This is a genomic window from Pseudomonas fluorescens (assembly GCF_001648775.1).
Classification (GTDB): domain Bacteria; phylum Pseudomonadota; class Gammaproteobacteria; order Pseudomonadales; family Pseudomonadaceae; genus Aquipseudomonas; species Aquipseudomonas fluorescens_M.
On record NZ_LVEJ01000026.1, the window covers coordinates 51,761 to 70,504 of the forward strand.

The window sequence follows — 18,744 nt, forward strand, 5'->3', positions numbered from 1 at the left end:
CAGTCTGGTAGATCTGGATCAATGAGATCCCTGTGGGAGCGAGCTTGCTCGCGAATGCAATTTGACAGTCAATAAGGATGTTGAATGTTAAACCGTATTCGCGAGCAAGCTCGCTCCCACAGGGTTCTTCTATCAAATTCGAGCGCAAAAAAAGTGGCCACCGCGCAAACGGGGCCACTTTTTTCTACGGCGTATTAATGGCCGTACACGTCAAAGTCGAAGTACTTGTCCTGCACTTGCTTGTACTTGCCGTTGGCGCGGATTTCGGTGATGGCCTTGTTGAACTGCTCGGCCAGCGCGGTATCGCCCTTGCGCACCGCAATGCCGGCGCCGCCGCCGAAGTACTTGGCGTCTTCATAGGTCGGGCCAACGAATTCAAAGCCTTTGCCGGCGTCGGTTTTCAGGAAACCGTCGCTGAGGTTGACCGAGTCAGCCAGCATGGCGTCAAGACGACCCGAAGTCATATCGAGGTTGGCTTCTTGCTGCGAGCCGTAACGCACCAGATCGATCCCGGCCGGCACCAGCACTTCAGTGGCGAAACGGTCGTGGGTGCTGGCACGCAGCACGCCGACTTTCTTGCCTTTGAGTTCGGTCAGCGGGTCTTTGATGCCGGAGCCTTCCTTCATCACGAAGCGCGCCGGGGTGTGGTAGTACTTGATGGTGAAGTCGACGTTTTTCTTGCGGTCGTCAGTGATGGTCATCGAGGACAGGATCGCGTCGATTTTCTTCACTTTCAGCGCCGGGATCAGACCATCGAACTCTTGCTCGACCCAGGTACATTTGACTTTCATCTGCTCACACAGCGCATCGCCGATGTCGACGTCGAAACCGGTGAGTTTGCCGTCAGGGGTTTTCATCGAGAATGGCGGGTAACCGGCTTCGATACCGATGCGGATCGGCTTGGCGTCTTCGGCCACAGCGGTCAGGGACAACATCGACAGTGCCAGGGCACCGAACATCACTAGCTTCTTCATTTATTACTCCTGTGTGCGGAGGCTTTTATTGGCAGCTTTCGATTCAGCGTTCGGTCATGGCCATTTAGAGGCAAAAACCGAAGTGGCCGGCAGTCTATGGCGGCGCGCACAGGGCAAATTGTGTTTAAGCGACAAATACTTACAGGAATTCGGCAACCCGGTTGACCGGGGTCAACGACTGCGCCGTCGTGGGGCAAAGGCTGTAGGACACGCCCTCAATCGGCTCATCAATCAGCGCAAAAAACCGGGTGGAGTGGCTTGCGGCAACTCCACCGATTATTCAGCAGGCGCAGCTGATCGGCGCTTGGGCGACGTGCGGCACGTTCAGCTCGAAACCTTCATCCAGCCATCCGGTGACGCCACCGAGCATTTCCTTGACCGGGTAGCCCAACGCCGCCAGTTTCACCGCAGCCTTGTTGGCGCCGTTGCAGTGCGGGCCGGCGCAATAGACCACAAACAGAGTGTTCATTGGATATTCGCTTAACCCTGCGGCCGTCAGCAGACGTGTCGGAATGTTGATTGCGCCGGGTACATGGCCCCTCTCGAACGCCAGCGGACCGCGCACATCAACCAGCACGAAGTCGATCTCCCCGGCCTCCTGGCTGCTGTGTACGTCGGAACAATCGGTTTCGAAGGTCAGACGGTTACTGAAATGCATCAAGGCAATCGCCGACGGGGCGGCAGGGATTTCGCGAACCAGGCTGGTCATGGGCAGTGCTCCTTCATCTGAACGGGTGTGAACAGACTTTATCGAGCCGCCGCGAATCGCTACAGTGGCGCACAAGACACCTACCGGGAGTTTTCCGCCAAATGCCCACTTCACCAGGACTGGTCGCGATTCTCGCCTACGACGGCCTCTGCACGTTCGAGTTCGGCATCGCCGTAGAGATCTTCGGTCTTGCCCGACCGGAGTTCGATTTCCCGTGGTACGCACACGCCATTGCCGCAGTCGATCAAGGGCCGATGCGCGCCATGGGCGGGATTCAGGTACTGGCCGACGGCGGTCTGGAACTGCTGGCGCAAGCGCGCACGATCATCATCCCCGGTTGGCGCGACCGCAACGCCGCGGTGCCGCCAGCGCTGCTCGAGGCGTTACGCCAGGCCCACGCCCGCGGCGCAAGGCTGCTATCGATTTGCTCGGGTGTGTTTGTGCTGGCGGCCACGGGTCTGCTCGACGGCCACGGCGCGACCACCCATTGGCGTTACACCGCAGAACTGGCGCAACGCTTTCCGGCGATCGCGGTGGATGCCGATGTGCTTTACGTCGACGCCGGCCAATTGATCACTTCGGCCGGCAGCGCGGCCGGCATTGATGCGTGCCTGCATCTGGTGGCGCGGGATTTCGGTACGCAAGTCGCCAACGCCGTGGCGCGCCGTTTGGTGATGTCGCCACAGCGCACCGGTGGTCAGGCGCAGTTCATTCCGACACCGGTCAGCGCGACACCCCGCAACGATTTGTCACGGGTGATGCAGTGGGCGCGCGAGCGTTTGCATGAACCTTTGGAAGTGCGCGATCTGGCCAGCGAAGCGGCGATGAGTGAGCGGACATTTCTGCGGCGCTTCACTGAAGCCAGCGGTCAGTCGCCCAAGGCGTGGTTGCAGCATGAGCGGCTGGCGCGGGCGCGGGAGTTGCTGGAGAGCACGCCGCACAACACCGAACAGATTGCCCAGCGCTGTGGTTATCGCTCGGTGGAGAGTTTTCGCGTGGCATTTCGCAGCGTGGTCGGCGTGCCGCCGTCGGTGTATCGGGAGCGGTTTGGGCGCGGGGTCAGTGCTGTTTCCTGAGGTGACTGGACGACCGCTTTCGCGAGCAGGCTCGCTCCCACCTCTGAAATGCGTTCCCCTGTGGGAACGAGCCTGCTCGCGAAGAGGCCCACTCAGTCATCGAAAATCTAAGGCTTGCGCAGCAAATAGGTATCCATGATCCAGCCATGCTCGGCCCGAGCGGCCTTGCGCACCCGCTCGATCTCGTCCGCCACATCGGCCAACTTGCCGCTGATCAGAATCTCGTCCGGCGTGCCCAGGTAGGCGCCCCAGTAAATCTCGGTCTGTGGATCCGCCACCCGCTGGTAGGAATCTTCGGCATCGAGCATCACCACCAGACTGTCCGCATCACTCACCAGCCCCGCCGCCAGCCGCCGGCCTGTGGTGATTTCAACGGAACGGCCGATGGTGTTCAACGCCACCTTGTGCTGCGCCGCCAAGGCCTGGACGCTGGTAATCCCCGGAATCACCTCATACTCGAAAGCACAGCGACCCGAGGCCAGAATCGCCTGCAGGATACGCAGCGTGCTGTCGTACAACGCAGGGTCGCCCCACACCAGGAAACCGCCACACTGGTCGTCGGACAATTCGTCATTGATCAGCCGTTCGAAGGTCGCCTGCTTGGCGCGGTTGAGTTCATCGACACTGGCGGTGTAATCAACATCGCCGCGTTGGCGTTCCGGGCTGTGAGCCTCGGCAAAACGGTAGCGGCGATCGGTGATGTAGCGTTCACAGATGTCGCGACGCAAATCGATCAGTTTGTCTTTGCTCTGGCCTTTGTCCATCAGAAAAAACACGTCGACGCGGTTGAGTGCCTTCACCGCCTGCATCGTGATGTAGTCCGGATTGCCGGCGCCAATGCCGATGACCAGCAATTGTTTCATCAGAAAGTCTCCTCAGGATCAATGCCCGGCAATAGTAGTCGCCAGATACCGTTGAAGCGCAGTTCGATCGCCGCCAGCGGCTCGACATCAATGGCGTTGAAGGCCGTCCCTTGCACGATGTGCATCAATGCCGCGCGAACCACGTACGGATGAGTTACTGCAACGACATGGCCCGGCGTTGGCTGCAAATTCGTGAGCCACGCAGCCACCCTGGCGGCGAGTTGCGTGACGGACTCGCCACCCGGCGGTGCGACCTGTGGGTCAGCGAGCCAGGCGAGCAACGCAGCGCTGTCTTCACGCTGCAAGTCCTTGATCGACTTGCCGTGCCAATCCCCCCAGTCGCAATCGCGCAGTGCGTCGTCGATTTCGGCATCCGCCCCGAACCACGCAGCGGTCTGGCGTGTGCGCAGTTCCGGGCCACACAACAAGCGCCGGGGCTGGGCAAAACGCGCGGCCAGCGCTTCAGACGTCAACTGGATATTTTCAACGGGCTCGTTCGTAGGAAAACACGCCAGTTTTTGTGCGACGGTTCGCGCATGGCACATCAGGGTTAAACGGGTGGTCTGCACGATGACTCGCTCTGTCGTGAGGCATGAACATCAACGGCGCGATGCCGCTCTGTCGGTAATTGTGCCGTAAAGCGCGGGCTGCGGGGCAGTCCGAAAGATCCCGGTTAAAACCATCCTTCTTAAAAAAGCGGCAATCTCTGACACCACCATGGGCGATGGACTACAAGCTCGATCGCCTTCGATGTAGGCCTTATTACACGGGCATCTTGCCCTCTTTGTGGACTTCCTCAACACGGCAAAAAATTCACTAGACATGTAGCGTCAGTTACATAAATACTGTTTTAACGGATTATGAAGCGAATTCAACACCCTCATCCAGCAGGAGCCCGGATGCCCCCTCTTAGAGACTTGATCACCGATCCAGGCCTGGACCTTACGCCATCGGAGCGCAAAGTCGTTCGTGCCTTACTTGATCAATACCCGCGTAATGGCCTGGGGCCGATGGCGCGTCTGGCCGAACACGCCGGCGTCAGCGATCCGACCATTGTGCGTCTGGTGAAAAAGCTCGGTTTTGGTGGTTACGCCGAATTCCAGGAGGCCCTGCTCAGCGACATGGACCATCGCCTGCGCTCGCCGCGCACGCTGTTGCAGCCACGCGCCCAGCAACACAAGGATGACGCCTGGAGCCACTACCTGGCTGACAGCCACCGTCTGCTGGTGGACACCCAATCGCTGACGCAACCTGAAGATGTGCGCATCCTGACCGACTGGCTATTGGATACGCGGCATCAGATCTACTGTTTTGGCGGGCGCTTCAGCAGCCTGATGGCGACTTACCTGCTCAATCACTTGCGCTTGCTGCGTCCCGGCTGCTTCGCCCTGGAAGACAACGCGCAACTGCCCGATCGTCTGTTCGACCTGCAGCGTCAGGACGTCGTGCTGTTGTTCGACTATCGCCGCTATCAGACCCAGGCCCTGCGTGTCGCCAGCGCCGCGAAAAACAACAACGCCCGCGTGGTGCTGTTCACCGACATCTACGCCTCGCCATTGCGCGAACTGGCCGATCTGATCATCAGCGCCCCGGTGGAGTCGGCGTCACCGTTCGACACCATGGTGCCGGCGCTGGCTCAGGTCGAAGCCTTGATCGCCTGCCTGACCCTGCGCAGCACGGACCTGGCCGATCGCCTGGAAGGCATCGATGCCCTGCGCAACGACTTCAACACCCACCTGCTGGAGGATAAATAAGGATGTTCAGCCTTCCCCACCGCTCGCCGCGGGATCTGCCGTTTGTCACTGACCACACCGCACTGTTGCTGGTGGATATGCAGCGTGCCTGGCTCGAACCGCAGTTCGACCCGCACCTCAGCGGTCCCGACGCCGAGTATTTCCTCAACCGTGCGCGCACGCAGGTGATTGGCAACCAGCAACGCTTGCTCAGTGCCTTTCGCGAAGCCGGGCAGAACGTCCTGCACACGATTATCGAAAGCCTCACCGCCGATGGCCGCGACCGTTCACTCGACCACAAACTGTCGGACATGCACCTGCCCAAGGGCAGCCCGCAGGCACAGATCATTGCCGAACTGACGCCAGTGGAAAACGAAATCGTCCTGCCGAAGACCTCTTCCGGCGTCTTCAACTCGACCAACATCGACTACGTACTGCGCAACCTGGAGACACGGCACCTGATCATCGCCGGCATCGTCACCGACCAATGCGTCGACATGGCCGTGCGTGACGCCGCTGATCGCGGCTATCTGGTCACGCTGGTCGAAGACGCCTGCGCCACCTACAGCGCCGAACGCCATCAGGCCTGCCTGAACGCAATCAAGGGTTATTGCTGGATCACCGACACCGCCACCGTGCTCGGCCGCTTGCAGGAGATGCAAGCATGAGCACGCGCCTGACGCCGCTACCGATGACCACCATCGTCACCACGGACCTGATCGGCATCACCCGTGGCCGCTCGTTTCCCACCGATGAACTGGAGCACTATCAAGCGGCCGGTTGCGGCTGGGTGCCGGCCAACAGTGCACTCACGCCGCAGGACATCATCGCTTCGAGCAACCCATGGGGCGCCTATGGCGACCTGCGGCTGATTCCCGATCTGAGCAGTCGCGTCACGGTCGGCAACGGCCCGGATGCCGATGCGCCGGCGCTGGATTTCATTCACGGTGATATCCGCGAAACCGATGGCCGCCCGTGGAGCGCCTGCCCGCGCACGCTGCTGCACGACGAAATCGCCCGCTATCGCGACGAACTGGGTTTGCAGGTCAACGCCGCGTTCGAACATGAATTCAACCTGCACGCAGGCTTTGCCGAACATCTGGCGTTTTCCCTCGAAGCTCAGCGTCAGGGCGCCGAATTCGGCGGCTGGCTGCTCAGCGCCCTGCGCGCCGGCGGCGTCGAGCCGGAAATGTTCCTGCCTGAATACGGCAAACATCAATACGAAATCACTTGCCGCCCGACACTCGGCGTGGCGGCGGCAGACCGCGCGGTGAATGTGCGCGAGATCACCCGCGAGATCGCCCGGCAGATGGGCCTCGACCTGAGTTTCGCGCCGAAGACTGCCGAGAATGCGGTGTGCAACGGCGTGCATCTGCACGTCAGCCTGCTCGATCTGGCCGGCCAACCGATGCTGTATGACGCCGGCACCAGCAACGGCCTGTCGAGCCTCGGCCAGCATTGGGCGGCGGGGATTCTGCATTACTTGCCGGCGCTGTGTGCCTTCACCGCACCGACGCCGGTTTCCTACCAACGCTTGCAGCCGCATCACTGGAGCGCGTCCTACGCCTGCCTGGGGCAGCAGAACCGTGAAGCGGCGCTGCGCATCTGTCCGACCGTGACCCTGGGCGGCAAATCCGTGGCGCAGCAGTTCAACCTCGAATTCCGCGCCATGGACGCCACCGCCTCGCCGCACCTGGCGATGGCCGCGCTGCTGATCGCCGGGCGGCTGGGCATCGAACAGCGCCTGGCGCTCAACGCCATCACCGATGAAGTACCCGATTCACTCAACGACGAACAACGCAAGGCCCGGGGCATTGTCGCCCTGCCCGCCTCGCTGGCCCAGGCACTGGATTGCCTGCGTGACAGTGCAGCCTTCAACCAATGGCTGCCCAAGCCGTTGCTCGACACCTACCACGCCCTTAAAACCGAGGAACTGGCGCTGACGGAACAGCTCTCGCCCGCTGACCTGTGTGAGCACTATGCACGCCTGTACTGAATCCGCCGAGCTTGGGTTGTACACCCGACCGGTCTACAACCTGAGCCGCGCCGACTCGACGCACCCGTTGATTCTGGTGTGCGAACACGCCAGTCGCTACATCCCCGAGGCCCTGAACAATCTGGGCCTGGACGATGCCGCCGCACGTGAACACATCGCCTGGGACATCGGCGCACTGCAACTGGCCGAGCAATTGTCGCAAGCGCTCGGCGCGACGCTGTTGAGCGCCAACTATTCACGCTTGCTGATCGACCTGAACCGCCCACGGCATGCGCCGGACAGCATCCCGGCGCAAAGCGAAATCTATCAGGTGCCGGGCAACCGCGAACTCGACGAAGCCACGCGCGAATACCGCCGCCAGACGCTGTTCAAGCCGTTTCACGCCCGCTTGCAGACACTGATCGACGAGCGTGTTGCCAAGGGCCAACCGGTGCGGGTGGTGGGGATTCACAGTTTTACCCCGGTGTACTACGGCCAGCCCCGGCCACTGGAAATCGGCGTGCTGTTCGATCAGGCCCAGGCCTACGCGCAGCGTCTGCTCGACGGTCTCGGTGAACATCCGCTGAAGGTCGCTGGCAATCAGCCGTACAAGATCGATCCGCTGGGCGACATGACCGTGCCGGTGCACGGCGATGCGCGAGGCCTGGAATCAGTGCTGATCGAGGTGCGTAACGACTTGCTGCGCAGCCCCGAAGCCGTATCGCGCTGGGCTGGATACCTCGCGCCATTGCTGTAACGAAAGACTGCTGACGCTGTAAACGATGGACCGATATAACAACGAAAAAACGACCGACTGGCTGACAAGGAGTTGCGCTTCATGGAAATTGAAGAATTCGGCTACAAGCAAGAGTTGAAACGTAGCCTGACGCTGACCGACCTGGTGGTATACGGGATGATCTTCATGATCCCCATCGCCCCGTTCGGTGTGTATGGCTACGTCAACGCCGAGGCACCGGGGATGGTGCCGCTGGCGTACATCATCGGCATGGTGGCGATGCTGTTCACGGCGTTGAGCTACGGCAGCATGGCCAAGGCTTTTCCGATTGCAGGCTCGGTGTATTCCTACGCGCAGCGCGGCCTGAACCAGCACGTCGGCTTCCTCGCCGGTTGGCTGATGCTCCTCGACTACTTGCTGATCCCGCCGCTGCTCTACGTCTATGCGGCGATGGCACTCAACCATTTGTACCCGGACATCCCGAAAGTAGGCTTCATTCTGGCGTTCCTGGTCAGCGCAACCTTCGTCAACCTGCGCGGCATCACCTTCACCGCGCGGATGAACATCGTCTTCCTGCTGGCACAACTGGTGGTGCTGGGGATTTTCCTGTTTTACGCCTGGAACGCCCTGCATAACGGTGCTGGCAACGGCGAGCTGACGTTGGCGCCGTTGTATCACCCGGAAACCTTCAACTTCGCCCTGCTGATGCAAGCGGTGTCGATTGCGGTGCTGTCGTTCCTCGGCTTCGATGCGATTTCCACCCTCGCCGAGGAAATCAAAGGCGATCCGGGCAAGAGCGTTGGCAAAGCCGCGTTGATCACCCTGCTGGTCATGGGCTTGATTTTCGTCGCACAAACCTGGATCGCCACCGATCTGGCCGCGGGCATGGGTTTCAAGTCCGCCGACACTGCGTTCTATGAAATCGCCGAAATTGCCGCTGGCAGTTGGCTGGCGACTCTGACCGCTGTTGCCACGGCATTGGCCTGGGGCGTAGCCGTGGCCATCACCTCGCAAGCTGCGGTCTCGCGCCTGCTGTTCGGCATGGCCCGCGACGGCAAGCTGCCGAAAGTGCTGGCCAAGGTGCACCCGAAACATAACACGCCGTACTTGAGCATCTATCTGGTCGCGGTGCTGTCGCTGGTGATCTGCTACCTGTTCATCAACTCGGTCGACACCTTGACCTCGCTGGTCAACTTCGGCGCGCTCAGCGGTTTCATGCTGCTGCACCTGACGGTGATCAACTACTACTGGCGTCGGCAAAAGTCCGGTCAGGTCGTGCGTCACCTGATCTGCCCGGTGATCGGCTTCATCATCGTCGCGGCCATCATGTACAACATGGGCGTCGATGCGCAGAAACTCGGCCTGATCTGGATTGCTCTGGGCCTGGTGTATCTGTTCTTCCTCAACAAGCTCGGCGCCAGTACCGCGCTGCCTGATCCGAGCAATGGCTGACAAGAAAAAGAGCGGCGTCTGACAACAGATCAGGCGAGCGCCGATTTATCGCGTGGAAACCGACAGTGATAGTCAGGTTCGGCGAATTCGCCGGACCTTTTGATACAGGAGTACATCCATGCTGGTCTTACGCCCAGTCGAGATAACCGACCTGCCGCAGTTGCATCAACTGGCCCGCGACAGTCTGGTCGGCGTGACGTCGCTGCCGGACGACAGCGAACGCCTGCGCGGCAAAATCCTCGCGTCCTGCGCCTCTTTCGATAGCGACGCCGCAGCGCCGGGCCCGGAAAACTACTTCTTCGTGCTGGAAGACCTTGATAGCCAGCGCCTGCTCGGCTGCTCGGAGATTCTCGCCACTGCCGGCTTCAACGAGCCGTTCTACAGCCTGCGCAATCGGCACTTCACCAGCGCCTCGCGGGAGCTCAACATCGAGCACGGTGTACCGGCGCTGTCGCTGTGTCACGACCTCAACGATCACACGCTACTGCGTGGTTTTCACATCGACGCTGCGCTGGTGCACACGCCGTTTTCCGAATTGCTCTCGCGCGCGCGTCTGCTGTTTATCGCCGCCCACGCGCCACGCTTCGCCGAAGCGGTGATCACCGAAATTGTCGGCTACAGCGACGAAAACGGTCATTCACCGTTCTGGGACGCGCTGGGCAAGCATTTTTTCGACCTGCCCTACGCTGAAGCCGAGCGCCTGTGCGGGTTGCAGAGCCGCACCTTTCTCGCCGAGTTGATGCCGCAGTACCCGATCTATGTGCCGATGCTGCCGCCCGATGCGCAGGCCTGCATTGGCCGCATCCACCCGGACGGCCAGGAAGCGTTCGACATTCTCGAACGCGAAGGTTTTGAAACCAACAGCTACATCGACCTGTTCGATGCCGGCCCGACCTTGTATGCGCGTACGGCGAATATCCGTTCGATCGCCCGCAGCCACACGGCGCCCGTGCAACAAAAGGCGCACATCGATGCCCGTGGTCGCTATCTGCTGAGCAACGATGCGCTGCACAACTACCGCGCGATCATCGCCGAACTGGATTACCAGCCCGGTCAACCGCTGGCGCTCACCCCGGCAATGTGTACGGCGCTGAACGTGACCGATGGCAACCCGATCCGCCTGATTGCCCTGTGAACCGCGCCCGGTTCAGCACCCAACGACAGTGCCCGAACAGGCGCGCAGAAGGAGTTACCGCATGATTGTCCGCCCGGTCAAAGTCAACGACTTGCCAGCCTTGATGACGCTGGTGCGCCAGGCCGGCCCGGGGTTCACCACCCTGCCGGCCAACGAAGATCGCCTGGCCCACCGGGTGCGCTGGGCGCAACGGGCGTTCGCCGAACAAGTGGAACGTGCCGATGCCGATTACCTGTTCGTGCTCGAAGACGATGACTTGCGCGTGGTCGGTGTCAGCGCGTTATCCGGCGCGGTTGGCCTGCGTGAGCCCTGGTACAACTATCGGGTCGGGCTGACCGTGAGTTCGGCGCCGGACCTGGGCATTCAGCGGCAGATTCCGACGCTGTTCCTCAACAACGAACTGACCGGCCAATCGGAGCTGTGCTCGTTGTTCCTCGGTCATGATTACCGTCACGGCAGCAACGGCCGGCTGCTATCGCTTGGGCGCTTGCTGTTTGTCGCCGAGTTTCCGCACCTGTTTGGCGAGAAGATGATCGCCGAACTGCGCGGCAGTGCCGATGAACAGGGTTGTTCGCCGTTCTGGGACAGTCTGGGCCGGCACTTCTTCCAGATGGATTTCAGCCACGCCGATCACTTGTCGGGGTTGGGCAACAAATCGTTCATCGCCGAACTGATGCCGCGCCAGCCGCTGTACACCTGCCTGCTCACTGAACAGGCGCAAGCGGCCATCGGCCAGGCGCACCCGAATACCGAGCCGGCGTTGAAAATCCTGCAAGCGGAAGGTTTCACCCACAAAGGCTATATCGATATTTTCGACGGTGGCCCGGTGATCGAAGCGCCGGTGCGCAACATTCGCACGGTGCGCGACAGCCTTGAGCTGACCCTGAGCCTCGGCACCCCGGACGAACAGGCACCGCTGTGGCTGATTCATAACCGTCGTCTGGAAAACTGTCGTATCACTGTCGCCCGCGCCCGCCGGGTCGGCAGCAGCCTGATGATCGACCGCCTGACCGCCAAGCGCCTGCAACTGCAACCGGGCAATTCGGTACGCGCGGTGATGCTGCCCAATCAACAGCAGCAGGCCGTGGCGGCCTGACTGCCCGCCCCTTTGGAGATGAATCCTTTCAGCGCAGAATTCATCCTCCAGCGTCACGGCGTAAATTCGTCATGATCCTTGACCCATTCGCGTGATAGCCTTTTCATTCTTCGGCGTTGACACATTTGCTCAAGCCTTTCCATTCCTTTGTATTGGTGGAACTCGTATGACCAGGCTTTCTCATCAAGATTTGCGCCGTAGTTTCCGTCAGCTGCTGGCCTCCGACACCTGCTACCACACCGCGTCGGTGTTCGACCCGATGTCCGCCCGCATCGCCGCTGACCTGGGTTTTGAAGTGGGAATTCTCGGCGGTTCCGTGGCTTCGTTGCAGGTGCTCGGCGCACCGGACTTCGCCCTGATCACCCTCAGCGAGTTCGCCGAACAGGCTACCCGTATCGGCCGCGTCGCCCAATTGCCGGTGATCGCCGACGCCGACCACGGCTATGGCAACGCCCTTAACGTGATGCGCACCATCGTCGAACTGGAGCGCGCCGGCGTCGCCGCCCTGACCATCGAAGACACCTTGCTGCCGGCGCAATTCGGGCGCAAATCCACCGACTTGATCACGGTTGCCGAAGGCGTCGGCAAGATCCGTGCGGCACTGGAAGCCCGGGTCGACTCGGAAATGGCAATCATCGCCCGCACCAATGCCGGCATCCTGCCAAACCAGGAAATCATCAGCCGCACCCGGCAGTATCAGGCAGCGGGTGCTGACGGCATCTGCATGGTCGGGATTCAGGATTTTGATCAACTGGAACAGATCGCCGAACATCTGACCGTGCCGTTGATGCTGGTCACCTACGGCAACCCGGCACTGCGTGATGACAAACGCCTGGCCGAACTCGGCGTGCGTGTGACCATCGATGGCCACGGCGCTTACTTCGCGGCGATCAAGGCCACTTACGACAGCCTGCGCGAACAGCGACAGATCTTCACCCAGGCGTCCGACCTGAGCGCGACCGAGTTGACGCACACCTATACCCAGCCGGAGGAATACATTCTCTGGGCCAAGGAATACATGAGCGTCAAGGAGTGAGGCACACGCTTCACCGGCCCCTTCGCGAGCAGGCTCGCTCCCACATTTGATCTGTGTCGAACACCAATAGGGTGTACACCCAAGATCCACTGTGGGAGCGAGCCTGCTCGCGAAGGCGTCTGCCGCTACACCGCTACATCGGCGTTTTATAAGCCTCTTCCCGCTGCACCGCCCGCGCTTGAATCACATTCAGAATCGCACAGCCCTCGCGCATCAACAGATGCACCGCGCTGGTCACCCGTGTCAGATCGCAATCGGAAATGTCCTTGAGGCTGAGGCTGGCGAAGGTGTCCGCCAGATCGCGCACGACCACAAACCGGTGCATCGCACAGGCGGCCAGGTCGCTGAGTTCTGAATGGGTGTTGAGGAAGAGCACCGGGGATTCGGCGTCGTAGGTGTCGATGGGGAGGTAGCGGGGTATTACTTGGTCGGTCATAGATTACACTCCAAATAGGGGTCCAAATAGGGGTCAGGTGCTGTATTCGACCGGCCAAGATCGTCGCGGAGTTTTCTGCGAGCCGAGACTATAAGAGCCGCGCTCAACGGCCGCAACGAGAGCTTCTGTCAGACTTTTCGGTATTTTTTGTGCGCCGTCCGCGACTTCCACTTTTCCCACAAAAGCCCCTCACCCTAGCCCTCTCCCGGAGGGAGAGGGGACTGATTGGGGGATGCTCGGGAGCTACGCCGACTTGAAACACCGCGCTGTATCCGATTTTGATTTCAAACTGATCCTTCAGGTTTTCGTGTTAATAACAAACAACGCGGTCAGTCCCCTCTCCCTCCGGGAGAGGGTTAGGGTGAGGGGCCGTCACACCACAGGCCCACTCAGCGCGGCTTCGCCAACTCCATAATCATCCGCGACAACAGATAAATCCGTGGCGCCACGCTCGCCACTTCGGCGTACTCCTCCGGCGTGTGGATATTGCCGCCGACAATCCCGAAGCCATCCAGCGTCGGCGTGCCGACCCCGGCCGAGAGGCTGGCATCCGCCGCGCCACCACTGCCCTCTTCGGTCAGCTTGCGGCCGATCTCGCCGTAAATCCCTTGGGCCATGGCCATCAAGCGATCCGACTCGGGCGTCTGCGGCATCGGTGGCAAACCGCGTTGCAGAGAAGTCTTCACTTCGGTTTCAGGAATCAGTTTGTCCTGCGACACCCGCGCCAGATCCTTCTCGATCCGGTCGAATTCCTCCGGCACTGCTGCACGCACATCAGCCTTGGCCGTGGCTTGATCGGGGATCACGTTGGTGCGGTCGCCAGCCTTGAGCACGGTGAAGTTGATGGTGGTTTTCTTCGCCTCGTCGCCGAGTTTGCCCAGTTGCAGGATCTGATGCGCCGCTTCCATGGCCGCATTGCGCCCCAGTTCCGGCGCGACGCCGGCGTGCGCAGCCTTACCCTTGACCTCGACCAGCGCCGTCGCGCTGCCCTTGCGCCACACCACCAGACCGTCGGCCGGACGCCCCGGCTCAAGGTTGAGGGTCACGTCGTGCTGTTTGGCGGTTTTCTTGATCAGGTCGGTGGCGACGTCCGAACCGGTTTCTTCGCTGGCATCGAGCAGGAAGGTGATTTGCGCGTAGTCCTTGAAGTCGAGGTTTTTCAGGACTTTCAGTGCGTAGATCCCGGCGACGATGCCGCCCTTGTCATCCATCACGCCCGGCCCGTAGGCGCGGCCGTCCTTGATGTGGAATGGCCGTTCGGCGGCAGAGCCTTCCTTGAACACCGTGTCCATGTGCGCCATCAGCAGGATCTTCGCCTGGCCGGTGCCTTTGAACGTGGCCAGTACGTGGTTGGATTTTTCCGGCGTGTTGGGCACTAACTCAATGGTGGCGCCGAGCTTTTTCAGCTCATCGATGGCGATGTCGCTGACTTGTTTGAGGCCCGGTTCATAACCGGAGCCGGAGTCGATATTGACCAGCCGCTCCAGCAGCTTCAGCGCTTCAGGCTGGTATTGCTCGGCATCGGCGAGCACTTGTTTGTGCGGTTCGGCGAAGGCGTAGAGAGAAGAAAATGCGAGAGACAGGCCAAGGCTGGCCGCCAGCAGGGAACGGGGAAATGAGCACGTCATGAAGCGATCCTTGTTTCGCGTCGGGAGGGATTTAACCGTACCCGACATCGGCGCGAGGCTCTACACCGAATGCGACACTGATCTAACCAACAACACAAAAACCTGTGGGAGCGAGCCTGCTCGCGAAAGCGGTGGATCAGTCAACATTGATATCGCCTGGCAGGACGCCTTCGCGAGCAAGCTCGCTCCCACAGGGGGGCTACGGTGTAGCGGTCAAACCGAATCGAGCAACGTTTGCCGTGGCTTGTCATCGCAATTGCAGATCACCCGATTACGCCCGCTGGCCTTGGCTTCATACAGCGCCTGATCGGCATCATTGAGCCAGCGCGTCGCATCGGCATGCGCCGGATCGTAGGCCGCCAGGCCAATGCTCAAACTGACTTTCAATGCCGGGTTCTGCTCATAACCGAGAATGGCGAAACGCTCGCGCAACGCTTCCATCGCCTGGGCGGCGTTGAACAGCGGCAGCTCCGGCAGAATCACGCAAAATTCATCGCCACCGTAGCGCCCGGCAATATCAGTCGCGCGCAGGTTCTGTTTAAGCATCTTGCTCAACTGGCGCAGGACGATATCGCCGGCGACGTGACCGTAAGTGTCGTTGATCGCCTTGAAATGATCGATGTCGATCAACGCAATCGCTGCGCCCTGCTTCTGCCGTTTGCAGCGCTGAAAGGCGATTTCCAGTTGATCCTTCCAGGCGCCGTGATTGAGCAACCCGGTGAGGCTGTCGGTACGGCTCAGCGCAAGCAATTCACGCTTGTGCTGGCCGAGGGTGTAAGCCTGACGAAAACAGATCCAGCCCAACGCCAGCGGATACAGCATCAACAGCGGCAGGCAGGCATACAGTTGCAGCGGCGAAGTGGCCGGGATGAACGCCGGGGCAAACACCACCAGCCCGACGCCGACCCCGAGAATCTGCGCCGCCAGCCCGGCCAGCAGAAATCGCACGCCACCGATGGCGACGTTGTTCATCGCCATCATCGAAATGGTCGTGGCACTGGGCAGAGGATTGAACTGCATGGCGGCGACCCAGAAGCCGCCGAGGAACGCGTCGATCAACAGGTTTCGATGTTCGGCGTGATAAGGCACGCTCGAACGGCGCGCCCATTGAAAGGCCAGGTGCGGCCAGATCAGGCCATTGCTCACCATCAGCGCCCAGACCCAGGCCGGCGGGTCGAGCGGGTACATCGCCACGCTCACGCACAGCAGCCCCAGGACCAGGCCGAGGGTTCGCGATGTATAAAGCCTCCTGGCCAATGAAAGTCCCTTTCCTCCCGTGTTTCCCATAAGGGCCTCGATGACTCGACGGAACCTGCACAGCGTAGGACAGATGTGATGGGAGTCTATCAGGGCGACGTTAAATAGCCATCACCGGCCAGCGGGCTGAATAGAGCGACATCAAGGCCGCACACAGTGCAAATATTTGGCTATACATGAAAGGAGGAAAACGGAAAAACAACTATAAGAAGGAGGCCCATGCACACCTATCACGTGTTGATCATCGGCAGCGGATTTGGCGGGCAATGTGCGGCCGTCAACTTGCTCAAGGCCGGAATCGACGACTTTCGCCTGCTGGAACGCCGGGACTTCTTCGGCGGCACCTGGTGCCAGAACACCTACCCCGGCGCGGCGGTGGACGTGCCGTCGCCGCTGTATTCACTGTCGTTCGCTGCGTACCGCTGGTCGCAGATGTTTGCCGAACAGGCCGAACTGCAGCGCTACACCGAACATGTCATCGAGCAGTTCGGCTTGCGCGAGCGCGTCGAACTGCAAACCAACGTCGAACGCATCGAATGGGACGATGAGGCCAAGCGCTGGGCCGTGCACACCGCCAACAAGGGCACTTTCTACGCGCAGTTCCTGATCAACGCGACCGGCCCGCTCAGCCAACCGGTAATCCCGCACTTCCCCGGCCAGGATCGCTTTCAGGGCAAGAGTTTTCACACAAACAATTGGGATCACAGCTACGACTATCGCGGTAAACGCGTGGCCATCGTCGGCAGCGGAGCCAGCGCGGTCCAGGTGATTCCGGCGATTGCGCCGCAGGTTGAGCAACTGCATGTCTTTCAACGCACGCCGCACTGGGTGCTGCCCCGTGCTGACCGCACCTTCGGCCCGCTGCAACGCTGGCTGCTGAGTTTGAAACCAGCCTATAAGCTGTTGCGCTGGTTGATCTACTGGCAATTCGAAACCCGGGTGATTGCGTTCAAATACTCGAAAGCGGCGATCCACATGGTCCAGCGCCAGGCACTGCGCTTGCTCGAACGTCAGGTACGCGACCCGGTGCTGCGGAAAAAACTCACGCCGGACTTCACCATCGGCTGCAAACGCGTACTGCTTTCCAACACCTATTACCCGGCGTTGACCCGCGCCAATGTGACGCTGCACACCCGCGAGCAAGGCATCGCCTCAATCGATGAACGCGGGATCAACACGCAGGACGGCCAGCACATCGATGTGGATCTGATCGTCTGGTCGACCGGTTACGACGCCACCGACGGGGTTATTTCCTACCCGGTCAGCGGAAAAAACGCCGTGCAACTCAGAGATGTCTGGGCGCAATACCCGCGCGCTTATCTGGGCACCAGCCTGCCGGACTTTCCCAACCTGTTTATCGTCACCGGCCCTAACACCGGCATTGGCCACACTTCGGCGCTGTTCATCATCGAATCGCAGATGAACTACATCATCGACTGCATCCGCACGCTGAAAGCCCAAGGCCTGCGCAGCATCGAAGTGCGCCCCGAAGCGGAACGTACCTACACTGCAATGATCCACCGGGAAATGGAGCGCACGGTGTGGAAGTCCGGTGGCTGCCACAGTTGGTATCAAAGCAAGAGCGGTCATGTGATCGCGATGTTTCCCGGCTTCAGTTTCAGCTACCACCGCTTGACCCGGGCGCTGAAACCGGCCGACCACATTCTGTCCTGAACACGTAAAAGGAAGACGTCGATGCTTTTGCTGTTTGTCGCCCTCGCGGTTTTCGTGGCCTGGAGCTGGTTGAGTTATCCGGCGGTCGGTCATTGGCTGTATGACCTGAACATGGCCGTCGAGGCCAAGTTGTACAAACTGCACAAGATCGAAGTGCCGATCGCCGAAATGACGGTGTCAACCTGGCAAGGCGGGCCGTACGAAGCGGCCAGCGCGATCCTGATGTTGCACGGCTACAGCGCTGACAAGAACCTGTGGCTGCGCTTTTCCCGGCACTTCGTACGCCAGTATCGGGTGATCATCCCGGACCAGGCCGGCCACGGTGAAACCGGCTTCAAGGCCGGCGGCGGCTACGACATTGCGCTGCAGGCCAAGCGCATGATTCAACTGCTCGACGTCTGCGGCGTGGAAAAAGTCCACGTGATCGGCAACTCGATGGGCGGCTACATCGCCGCGTGGCTGGCCGCGACCTATCCAGACCGGATTGCCTCGGTGGCGCTGATCGACCCGGCCGGCGTCACCGCGCCGCAAGCCAGCGACATGGAGCGCCACCTCGCGCGTGGGCATAACCCGTTCCTGATCAATTCCCGCGAGGAGTTCCAGCGCTTTTACGCGATGACCATGGCCTCGCCGCCGTGGGTGCCGAAACTGGTTCTGGATGCTATCGCCCAGCGCTACGAACAACAGCGCGATGAACTGGAAGAGATCTTCCGCGACTTCCGCGCCAGCGAGCCGATGGAGCCGAAACTGGCCGACATCAAGTGCCCGGCGCTGTTGCTCTGGGGCCGCAAGGACCGGCTGATCGACGTCAGCAGCGTGCCGGTCTGGAGCAAAGGCATCGCCAATTTGCGCGTGGAGGTGTGGGATCACGTCGGGCATATGCCGATGGTCGAACAGCCGGGAAATACTGCGCGCCTGTATCGCGAATTCCTGGAATCCCAAGGATGACAATGCCCCCTCGCCA

At 60.7% G+C, this 18,744-nt stretch carries 18 protein-coding genes; 11 read left to right on the forward strand and 7 right to left on the reverse strand.

Going from position 1 to position 18,744, the window contains the following annotated elements; genetic code table 11:
• Positions 1-194 precede the first annotated feature (194 nt).
• Together A8O26_RS23110 and A8O26_RS23115 are read right to left on the reverse strand one after the other, a co-directional pair.
• The gene (locus A8O26_RS23110) at positions 195-974 is read right to left on the reverse strand and encodes an ABC transporter substrate-binding protein (RefSeq protein WP_064120033.1); all 780 of its coding nucleotides are present in this window, start codon (positions 972-974) and stop codon (positions 195-197) included.
• 280 nt (positions 975-1,254) lie between these two features.
• Positions 1,255-1,683: a rhodanese-like domain-containing protein gene (locus A8O26_RS23115; protein ID WP_064120034.1), complete on the reverse strand. Its 429-nt coding sequence runs from the start codon at positions 1,681-1,683 to the stop codon at positions 1,255-1,257.
• 101 nt (positions 1,684-1,784) lie between these two features.
• Between A8O26_RS23115 and ftrA the strand changes: the two genes are divergently transcribed.
• Positions 1,785-2,759 (forward strand): transcriptional regulator FtrA, encoded by a 975-nt coding sequence (gene ftrA / locus A8O26_RS23120; protein ID WP_064120035.1) that lies wholly within the window; start codon positions 1,785-1,787, stop codon positions 2,757-2,759.
• Between the two features lie 107 nt (positions 2,760-2,866).
• Here ftrA and cobF read toward each other — a convergent pair whose 3' ends face one another.
• Together cobF and A8O26_RS23130 are read right to left on the reverse strand one after the other, a co-directional pair.
• Positions 2,867-3,622 carry a precorrin-6A synthase (deacetylating) gene (gene cobF / locus A8O26_RS23125; RefSeq protein ID WP_064120036.1) on the reverse strand — a complete coding sequence of 252 codons (756 nt, stop codon included), beginning with the start codon at positions 3,620-3,622 and terminating at the stop codon, positions 2,867-2,869.
• Positions 3,622-4,191, reverse strand: coding sequence for a histidine phosphatase family protein (locus A8O26_RS23130; RefSeq protein WP_064120037.1), 570 nt, complete (start codon positions 4,189-4,191; stop codon positions 3,622-3,624). The genes cobF and A8O26_RS23130 overlap by 1 nt, the downstream gene beginning before the upstream one ends.
• Before the next feature lie 330 nt (positions 4,192-4,521).
• Between A8O26_RS23130 and A8O26_RS23135 the strand changes: the two genes are divergently transcribed.
• From A8O26_RS23135 to A8O26_RS23170, 8 genes are all read left to right on the forward strand, one after another.
• Positions 4,522-5,376 carry a MurR/RpiR family transcriptional regulator gene (locus A8O26_RS23135; protein ID WP_064120038.1) on the forward strand — a complete coding sequence of 285 codons (855 nt, stop codon included), beginning with the start codon at positions 4,522-4,524 and terminating at the stop codon, positions 5,374-5,376.
• A gap of 2 nt (positions 5,377-5,378) precedes the next feature.
• Positions 5,379-6,023 (forward strand): isochorismatase family cysteine hydrolase, encoded by a 645-nt coding sequence (locus tag A8O26_RS23140; RefSeq protein WP_064120039.1) that lies wholly within the window; start codon positions 5,379-5,381, stop codon positions 6,021-6,023.
• Entirely contained in the window at positions 6,020-7,351 is a 1,332-nt protein-coding gene (locus A8O26_RS23145; RefSeq protein WP_064120040.1) for a glutamine synthetase, read from the forward strand. The genes A8O26_RS23140 and A8O26_RS23145 overlap by 4 nt, the downstream gene beginning before the upstream one ends.
• On the forward strand, positions 7,335-8,087 hold the full coding sequence (locus A8O26_RS23150) for an N-formylglutamate amidohydrolase (RefSeq protein WP_064120041.1): 753 nt from the start codon (positions 7,335-7,337) through the stop codon (positions 8,085-8,087). Before A8O26_RS23145 ends, A8O26_RS23150 begins: the two co-directional genes overlap by 17 nt.
• A gap of 81 nt (positions 8,088-8,168) precedes the next feature.
• Positions 8,169-9,518 carry an APC family permease gene (locus tag A8O26_RS23155; protein ID WP_064120042.1) on the forward strand — a complete coding sequence of 450 codons (1,350 nt, stop codon included), beginning with the start codon at positions 8,169-8,171 and terminating at the stop codon, positions 9,516-9,518.
• Between the two features lie 118 nt (positions 9,519-9,636).
• Positions 9,637-10,653, forward strand: a complete 1,017-nt coding sequence (locus A8O26_RS23160) for an arginine N-succinyltransferase (protein WP_064120043.1) — start codon at positions 9,637-9,639, stop codon at positions 10,651-10,653.
• 61 nt (positions 10,654-10,714) lie between these two features.
• Positions 10,715-11,749, forward strand: a complete 1,035-nt coding sequence (gene astA, locus A8O26_RS23165) for an arginine N-succinyltransferase (protein WP_064120044.1) — start codon at positions 10,715-10,717, stop codon at positions 11,747-11,749.
• 166 nt (positions 11,750-11,915) lie between these two features.
• Positions 11,916-12,785 (forward strand): isocitrate lyase/PEP mutase family protein, encoded by an 870-nt coding sequence (locus A8O26_RS23170; protein ID WP_064120045.1) that lies wholly within the window; start codon positions 11,916-11,918, stop codon positions 12,783-12,785.
• A 133-nt stretch (positions 12,786-12,918) separates the two neighbouring features.
• Here A8O26_RS23170 and A8O26_RS23175 read toward each other — a convergent pair whose 3' ends face one another.
• The 3 genes from A8O26_RS23175 to A8O26_RS23185 form a co-directional block, all read right to left on the reverse strand.
• Positions 12,919-13,221: a hypothetical protein gene (locus A8O26_RS23175; protein ID WP_064120046.1), complete on the reverse strand. Its 303-nt coding sequence runs from the start codon at positions 13,219-13,221 to the stop codon at positions 12,919-12,921.
• A gap of 389 nt (positions 13,222-13,610) precedes the next feature.
• Positions 13,611-14,849, reverse strand: coding sequence for a M20/M25/M40 family metallo-hydrolase (locus tag A8O26_RS23180; protein WP_064120047.1), 1,239 nt, complete (start codon positions 14,847-14,849; stop codon positions 13,611-13,613).
• Between the two features lie 213 nt (positions 14,850-15,062).
• Positions 15,063-16,136: a diguanylate cyclase gene (locus A8O26_RS23185; protein WP_064120048.1), complete on the reverse strand. Its 1,074-nt coding sequence runs from the start codon at positions 16,134-16,136 to the stop codon at positions 15,063-15,065.
• Positions 16,137-16,325: 189 nt separating this feature from the next.
• On the opposite strand from A8O26_RS23185, the gene A8O26_RS23190 reads away from it, so the two are divergent.
• Together A8O26_RS23190 and A8O26_RS23195 are read left to right on the forward strand one after the other, a co-directional pair.
• Complete coding sequence (locus A8O26_RS23190) at positions 16,326-17,780, forward strand: flavin-containing monooxygenase (RefSeq protein ID WP_064120049.1); 1,455 nt, start codon at positions 16,326-16,328, stop codon at positions 17,778-17,780.
• Between the two features lie 21 nt (positions 17,781-17,801).
• Positions 17,802-18,728, forward strand: a complete 927-nt coding sequence (locus tag A8O26_RS23195) for an alpha/beta fold hydrolase (protein ID WP_064120050.1) — start codon at positions 17,802-17,804, stop codon at positions 18,726-18,728.
• Positions 18,729-18,744 lie beyond the last annotated feature (16 nt).